This window comes from Streptomyces sp. SID3212 (assembly GCF_009865405.1).
GTDB lineage: Bacteria > Actinomycetota > Actinomycetes > Streptomycetales > Streptomycetaceae > Streptomyces.
The window spans coordinates 1-6,396 of record NZ_WWJY01000378.1; the positions used below are offsets into that span (position 1 = coordinate 1).

Below are 6,396 nucleotides of genomic sequence, written 5' to 3' on the forward strand. Positions count from 1 at the left end.
AGCGAGCTGGCCGCCGCCGTCGGCGCCGCCCTGGACAACGTGGGCCGGCACGCGGGCGCGGACGCCCGCGCCTGGATCCTGGTCGAGGACGATCCGGACGAGGTGATCGTGACCGTACGGGACGACGGCCCCGGCATCCCGGAGGGCCGGCTCGCGCAGGCCGAGGGCGAGGGCCGCCTCGGGGTCGCCCTGTCGATCCGTGGCAGGCTGCGGGACCTGGGCGGTACGGCGGAGCTGATCTCCGTCCCGGGGCAGGGCACGGAAGTCGAGTTGAGAGTTCCACGGGGGAAGGCGGAGAGATGAGCACGGACATGACGGGGACGGCGGGACCGATCAGGGTGATGGTCGTCGACGACCACCCGATGTGGCGCGACGCCGTCGCCCGGGACCTGGACGCGGCGGGCTTCGAGGTGATCGCCACGGCCGGGGACGGCCCGCAGGCCGTGCGCCGGGCGAAGGCCACCACCCCGCAGGTCCTCGTCCTCGACCTCAACCTGCCCGGCATGCCCGGTGTCCAGGTCTGCAAGGAACTGGTCGCCTTCCAGCCGGGCCTGCGGGTCCTGGTCCTCTCCGCCAGCGGCGAGCACGCCGACGTGCTGGAGGCGGTCAAGTCCGGCGCCACCGGCTATCTGCTCAAGTCGGCCAGTACGGACGAGCTGGTCGACGCCGTCCGCAGGACCGCCGCAGGCGACCCGGTCTTCACCCCCGGCCTCGCCGGGCTGGTCCTCGGGGAGTACCGCAGACTCGCCTCCGAGCCGCTGCCCGCCGCCCCGGACGAGCCGAAGGCCCCCCAGCTCACCGACCGGGAGACCGAGGTGCTGCGGCTCGTCGCCAAGGGCCTGTCGTACAAGCAGATCGCCGAGCGGCTGGTCATCTCGCACCGCACCGTGCAGAACCACGTCCAGAACACCCTGGGCAAGCTGCAACTGCACAACCGCGTCGAGCTGGTCCGGTACGCCATAGAGCGCGGCCTCGACGACGTCTGAGCCGGCCCGCGGCCGGACGGACCCCGGGCCCGTCCGGCCGTCCGCCTCACACCCGGGCGCGGGCGCCGCTCATCGCCTCGGCGAGCAACTCCCGTACGATCTCCGGCCCGTTCAGGGTCAGCACCGACTCCGGGTGGAACTGCACGGAGGCGAAGCCGGGGCCGCGCAGCGCGTGCACCTCGCCGTCCTCCGTCGCGCCGATGCCGCGGCTCACCTCGATGGCGTGCGCCGCCAGTTCCGCCGCCGCCGCGTCGTCGCAGGCCGCCGTGAAGCTGTTGTAGAAGCCGACCGTCTCCGCCCGGCCGAACAGGTCGATGCCGGTCTGCGCGCCCTGGTGGGGGACCCGCTTGCGTACGGTCTCCAGACCCAGCTCCGCTGCGATCAGCTCGTGGCCGAGGCAGATCCCGAGCAGCCCGTGCCGCCGGTCGTGGAGCAACGCGGCGGTCAGTCCGCGCAGCAGGCCCATCTTCGGGTCGGCGGCGTCCGCCGGATCGCCCGGACCGGGCCCCAGCACCACCGGTCCGGGGTGCGTCAGCGCCGCCGCCCGCAGGCCCGGCTCGTCGTAGCGCCGTACGGTCACCTCCAGGCCCGAGGAGCGCAGGACGTACGCGAGCATCGCGGTGAAGGTGTCCTCGCCGTCCACGACCAGCGCGTGCCCGGCCAGGGAGCCCGGCGCGGTCCGCATTTTCAGCCAGAACGGCGCGAGGTCCGCGCGCCGGGCGTCCAGCGCCGCCCGCACCCTAGGGTCGTCCGCGAGGCGCGGGCCCTCCGGTTCGGTGTGCGGCCTGCCGGGCCGTACCCCCAGCGCCGTCAGCACCCCCGCCGCCTTGGCGTGCGTCTCCGCCACCTCGCCCGCCGGGTCCGAGTGCCGTACGAGCGTGGCGCCGACCGGCACCCGCAGCCCGCCGTCGCGGTCGATGTCGGCGGTACGGATCAGGATGGGGGAGTCGAGCGTCTGCGCCCCGCCCGCGTCCCGGCCGATCAGGGCGAGCGCGCCCGCGTAGTAGCCGCGCCCGCCCTCCTCGTGGCGTTCGATGACCCGGCAGGCGTTCTGCACCGGCGACCCGGTCACGGTGGCGGCGAACATCGTCTCCCTGAGCACCTCGCGCACGTCCAGCGAGGACCGCCCGCGCAACTCGTACTCGGTGTGCGCGAGATGGGCCATCTCCTTGAGCCGCGGCCCGATCACCACCCCGCCCCGGTCGCCGACGGTGCACATCATCTTGAGCTCCTCGTCCACGACCATGGACAGCTCCTCGGTCTCCTTGCGGTCGCCCAGGAAGCCGAGCAGGCCCTCCGCCGTCGGACCGCCCGGCGGATAGCGGAACGTGCCGCTGATCGGATTCATCACGACCGTCCCGCCGCTCATCCGCACGTGCGCCTCCGGGCTGGCACCGACGAGGGTGCGCTCCCCGGTGTGCACGACGAAGGTCCAGTACGCGCCCCGCTCCCCGGCGAGCAGCCGCCGGAACAGGGCCAGGGCGTCGGGGCGGCCGAAGCCGGGGATCCGCCCCTCGAAGGTCCTGCGGATGACGAAGTTCGCGCCCTCGCCGCTGCCGATCTCGTCCTCCACGACCCGCCGTACGATCCCCGCGTACCGCTCGTCGTCCAGGTCGAAGGCGCCGCCCTCGACCCGTACTGCGTGCTCCGGCAGCAGACCGAGCACCTCGTCCAGCGGCAGTTCGTACCGCTCGTCCGCGACCAGCACGGCCAGGGGCGTCCCGTCGTCCCGTACGTCGAAGCCGCGTTCCCTGATCTGCCGGAACGGCACCAGCGCGAGCGCCGGGCGGTCCCCGTCCGGCAGGTCCGCGAGGCACGCGGCCTCGTGCACCGGCCCGATCAGCAGCTCCACCACGTCGTGGTCACGGCCCGGCGTGCGGCGGCGGAGCAGGGCGAAGGGCGGGGAGGCGGGGTCCAGGAGCCGGCCGAGGAGAGCGGCGTTCGGGGTGGCGGTCATGGGCGGTGTTCCTTCCGGGTGGGGAGGAACGGCCCGCTTTCCGGAAGGACCCGGAAACACCGAAGGCCGCCCCTCGGGCGGCCTTCTCGATTCGTGTCGCGCGCTGAATCAGTGGGCCGCCGAGTGAGCGGTCCACCACCAGGTCTGCTGTGCGTGCGCGAACATGGACGGCACCTTAGCGCATCGACCGGCCCGGAAGGGCGTGGCGTTCCATACTGTGAGCGTCGGCCGTGGCACAGGCCGCGACCACGTAATCTGGGCGCGTGACAGTGAACGCTCAGAACCCCGCGACCCATGTGCCGACCTGGAAAGATCTTCCCGCTGCCCAGCAGCCGGAGTATCCGGACCGGGAAGCCCTGCGCGGAGTGGTGACCGAGCTGGAGTCGTACCCGCCGCTCGTCTTCGCGGGCGAGTGCGACCAGCTGCGCGCCCGCATGGCCGCCGTCGCCAAGGGCGAGGCGTTCCTGCTCCAGGGCGGCGACTGCGCCGAGGCCTTCGACGGCGTCTCCGCCGATCACATCCGCGGCAAGCTCAAGACGCTCCTCCAGATGGGCGCGATCCTCACCTACGCGGCGTCCGTGCCGGTGGTCAAGGTCGGACGGATCGCCGGGCAGTACTCGAAGCCGCGCTCCAAGGACACCGAGACCCGGGGCGGCGTGACCCTGCCCACGTACCGGGGCGACTCCGTCAACGGCTTCGCCTTCGACGAGAAGTCCCGGATCCCGGACCCGGAGCGGCTCAAGCGGATGTACAACGCCTCCGCGGCGACCCTCAACCTGGTCCGCGCCTTCACCACCGGCGGCTACGCCGACCTGCGCCAGGTGCACGCCTGGAACCAGGACTTCGTGAAGTCCTCCCCCTCCGGGCAGCGTTACGAGCAGCTCGCGCGGGAGATCGACAACGCACTGAACTTCATGAAGGCGGCCGGGACCGACCCGGCGGAGTTCCGCACGGTCGAGTTCTACTCCTCGCACGAGGCGCTGCTGCTGGACTACGAGTCGGCGCTGACCCGCGTCGACTCCCGGACGGGCGAGCTGTACGACGTCTCGGGCCACATGGTCTGGATCGGTGAGCGCACCCGCCAGCTGGACGGCGCGCACATCGAGTTCGCCTCGAAGATCCGTAACCCCATCGGCATCAAGCTCGGCCCGACGACGACGGTGGACGACGCGCTCGCGTACGTCGACCGCCTCGACCCGGACCGGGAGCCCGGCCGGCTGACCTTCATCGTCCGGATGGGCGCGGACAAGGTCAGGGACAAGCTCCCCGAGCTGGTCCAGAAGGTCACCGCCTCCGGCGCCACCGTGGCGTGGGTGACCGACCCGATGCACGGCAACACCTTCGAGGCGGCCTCCGGCCACAAGACCCGCCGCTTCGACGACGTGCTGGACGAGGTCAAGGGCTTCTTCGAGGTGCACAAGGGCCTCGGCACGCACCCGGGCGGCATCCACGTGGAGCTGACGGGCGACGACGTCACGGAGTGCGTGGGCGGCGGCGACGAGATCTTCGTGGACGACCTGCACCAGCGGTACGAGACGGCGTGCGACCCGCGGCTCAACCGCAGCCAGTCGCTGGACCTCGCGTTCCTGGTGGCGGAGATGTACCGGGCGCAGTAGGCGACGGGAACGGCCGATGGGGCGCGGATCGATGTGATCCGCGCCCCATCGTCCGTTCCGGGACTTTTGCGTGCGGGTGGCGGCGGGTAAGGTTAGGTTTGCCTCACCGGGACGGTCGGGGTGACCGCCCGCCGCAGTGCCCCATTGTTTCCCGCCGGAGGTGAACCGCGTGTACGTGTGCTCGTGTTTCGGCATCACCGAGAAGCAGGTCAGGGAACACGCGGACAGTGGCGCCTGCACGCCGCGCCAGATCGCCTCGGCCAGCAAGGCCGGCACCGACTGCGGTTCGTGCGTGCGCCGGATCCAGTCCCTCCTCGGCCGGGGAGCGGTGTGCCCCCGCCGCGAGCTGCTCAAGGAGCCCGTACGCGCCGAAGCCGTAGCCGAACCCGTACGCGTCGAGGCCCTGCGCGCCGAACCTGTACGCCTCGAACCCGTACGCCTCGAACCCGTACGCGTCGAATCCGCGCCGGCGGCCTGAGGGTCAGCTGTCCGGCTGCTCGATGACCTGGGCGAGATACAGCGGCTCACCGAGCTTCTCGACCAGCGCGAGCTGCGTGTCGAGATAGTCGATGTGGTGCTCCTCGTCCGCCAGGATCGACTCGAAGATCCGCTTGGACGTGTGGTCCGCCTTCTGCCGCATGACGTCGATCCCGCGCTTGAGGCGGTCGATCGCCTCCACCTCGACCTCGCGGTCCGCCTGGAACATCTCCGTGACCGTCTGCCCCACCCGGACATGGAACAGCCGCTGGTAGTTCGGCAGGCCGTCCAGGAAAAGAATCCGGTCGGTGAGCAGCTCGGCGTGCTTCATCTCGTCGAACGACTCGGCGCGCGTGTACTTCGCGAGCTTCGTCCAGCCGAAGTTCTCCTGCATCTTGGCGTGCAGGAAGTACTGATTGATCGCGGTCAGTTCCGCGGTCAGCTGCTCGTTGAGGAATTCGAGGACCTCGGGGTCGCCCTGCATCGCGGCGGCTCCTTCCAGGCGGGTGACGGGCAGGAATGCGGGAATCCTCGCACCGCCACCCGGAGGCGTCCAGTAAGTGCATGCTTACCACCAGTTGCCCGAATCCGCCGAGACCTGGTCATGACCACCCCTTCCGGTCTGTCACCATGGAAGGTATGGGGCAGCCGAACCGGGAACGTCAAGAGCCGGATCAGGCCGAACTTCCACCAGGTCAGCGCCTTCAGCGCGGCTGGCCGGTCACGCACTACGGCCCCGTCCCCCGCTTCCGGCCGGAACGCTGGGAATTCCGGGTCTTCGGCGCCACGCTCGACGGCGACAAACGCTGCTGGAATCACGAGGAATTCTCCGCGCTTCCGTTCTCCACGGTGATCGGTGATCTGCACTGCGTGACGAAGTTCAGCATGGTGGGGGCCGAATGGGGCGGAGTGCCCGCCAGAACCTTGCTGGAACTGGTCCCTCCCGCTCCCGCCGTCACCCATGTGATGGTCTGGGCCGAATACGGCTTCAGCGCCAATCTGCGCCTCGCCGACTTCGCCGCCGACCGCACGATTTTCGCCACCCACAAGGACGGCGAACTGCTCACGGCCGAGCACGGATTTCCGCTGCGCCTCGTCGTACCGCAGCTGTACGCGTGGAAAGGGCCCAAATGGGTCCGGGGCGTGGAATACATGACCGCCGACCGCCGCGGCTTCTGGGAGGAGCGCGGCTATCACAATGTCGGCGACCCGTGGGCGGAGCAGCGCTACTCGTACCAGGAGAGCCCCGGGGAGGGCCCGGAGCTCTAGGGCGTGTCCGCGGAGTGGGGTCGTCCGCCCGGAGGGCGGGGCTCGCGGTGTCTGGTGCGTGCGATCGCAAGGCGGAGGACCCACCCCGTAC

General features: G+C 70.9%; 7 protein-coding genes. 5 read left to right on the plus strand and 2 right to left on the minus strand.

Going from position 1 to position 6,396, the window contains the following annotated elements:
- Positions 1-303: ATP-binding protein (locus GT042_RS11440; RefSeq protein WP_237530704.1), on the plus strand; the 303-nt coding region annotated here is incomplete at its 5' end.
- On the plus strand, positions 300-986 hold the full coding sequence (locus GT042_RS11445; protein WP_161308606.1) for a response regulator transcription factor: 687 nt from the start codon (positions 300-302) through the stop codon (positions 984-986). The genes GT042_RS11440 and GT042_RS11445, both read left to right, overlap by 4 nt.
- A 46-nt stretch (positions 987-1,032) precedes the next feature.
- Here the strand turns inward: GT042_RS11445 and GT042_RS11450 are convergent, their stop codons facing one another.
- Positions 1,033-2,943 carry an anthranilate synthase family protein gene (locus tag GT042_RS11450; RefSeq protein ID WP_161308607.1) on the minus strand — a complete coding sequence of 637 codons (1,911 nt, stop codon included), beginning with the start codon at positions 2,941-2,943 and terminating at the stop codon, positions 1,033-1,035.
- Positions 2,944-3,206: 263 nt separating this feature from the next.
- Between GT042_RS11450 and GT042_RS11455 the strand changes: the two genes are divergently transcribed.
- Positions 3,207-4,559 carry a 3-deoxy-7-phosphoheptulonate synthase class II gene (locus GT042_RS11455; protein WP_161308608.1) on the plus strand — a complete coding sequence of 451 codons (1,353 nt, stop codon included), beginning with the start codon at positions 3,207-3,209 and terminating at the stop codon, positions 4,557-4,559.
- Between the two features lie 169 nt (positions 4,560-4,728).
- Positions 4,729-5,037, plus strand: coding sequence for a (2Fe-2S)-binding protein (locus tag GT042_RS11460; RefSeq protein WP_345943744.1), 309 nt, complete (start codon positions 4,729-4,731; stop codon positions 5,035-5,037).
- Positions 5,038-5,040: 3 nt separating this feature from the next.
- Here the strand turns inward: GT042_RS11460 and bfr are convergent, their stop codons facing one another.
- Positions 5,041-5,520 carry a bacterioferritin gene (gene bfr, locus GT042_RS11465; protein WP_161308610.1) on the minus strand — a complete coding sequence of 160 codons (480 nt, stop codon included), beginning with the start codon at positions 5,518-5,520 and terminating at the stop codon, positions 5,041-5,043.
- Between the two features lie 155 nt (positions 5,521-5,675).
- Between bfr and GT042_RS11470 the strand changes: the two genes are divergently transcribed.
- A complete protein-coding gene (locus tag GT042_RS11470) occupies positions 5,676-6,305 on the plus strand; it encodes a sulfite oxidase-like oxidoreductase (RefSeq protein WP_161308611.1) in 630 nt (209 codons plus the stop codon).
- The last annotated feature ends 91 nt before the right edge of the window (positions 6,306-6,396 follow it).

What these genes read in the sequence shown, in the direction of transcription:
- bfr (WP_161308610.1), bottom strand. Translation starts at nt 5,520, where the DNA reads ATGCAGGGCGACCCCGAGGTCCTCGAATTCCTCAACGAGCAGCTGACC.
- GT042_RS11445 (WP_161308606.1), top strand. Translation starts at nt 300, where the DNA reads ATGAGCACGGACATGACGGGGACGGCGGGACCGATCAGGGTGATGGTC.
- GT042_RS11470 (WP_161308611.1), top strand. Translation starts at nt 5,676, where the DNA reads ATGGGGCAGCCGAACCGGGAACGTCAAGAGCCGGATCAGGCCGAACTT.
- GT042_RS11450 (WP_161308607.1), bottom strand. Translation starts at nt 2,943, where the DNA reads ATGACCGCCACCCCGAACGCCGCTCTCCTCGGCCGGCTCCTGGACCCC.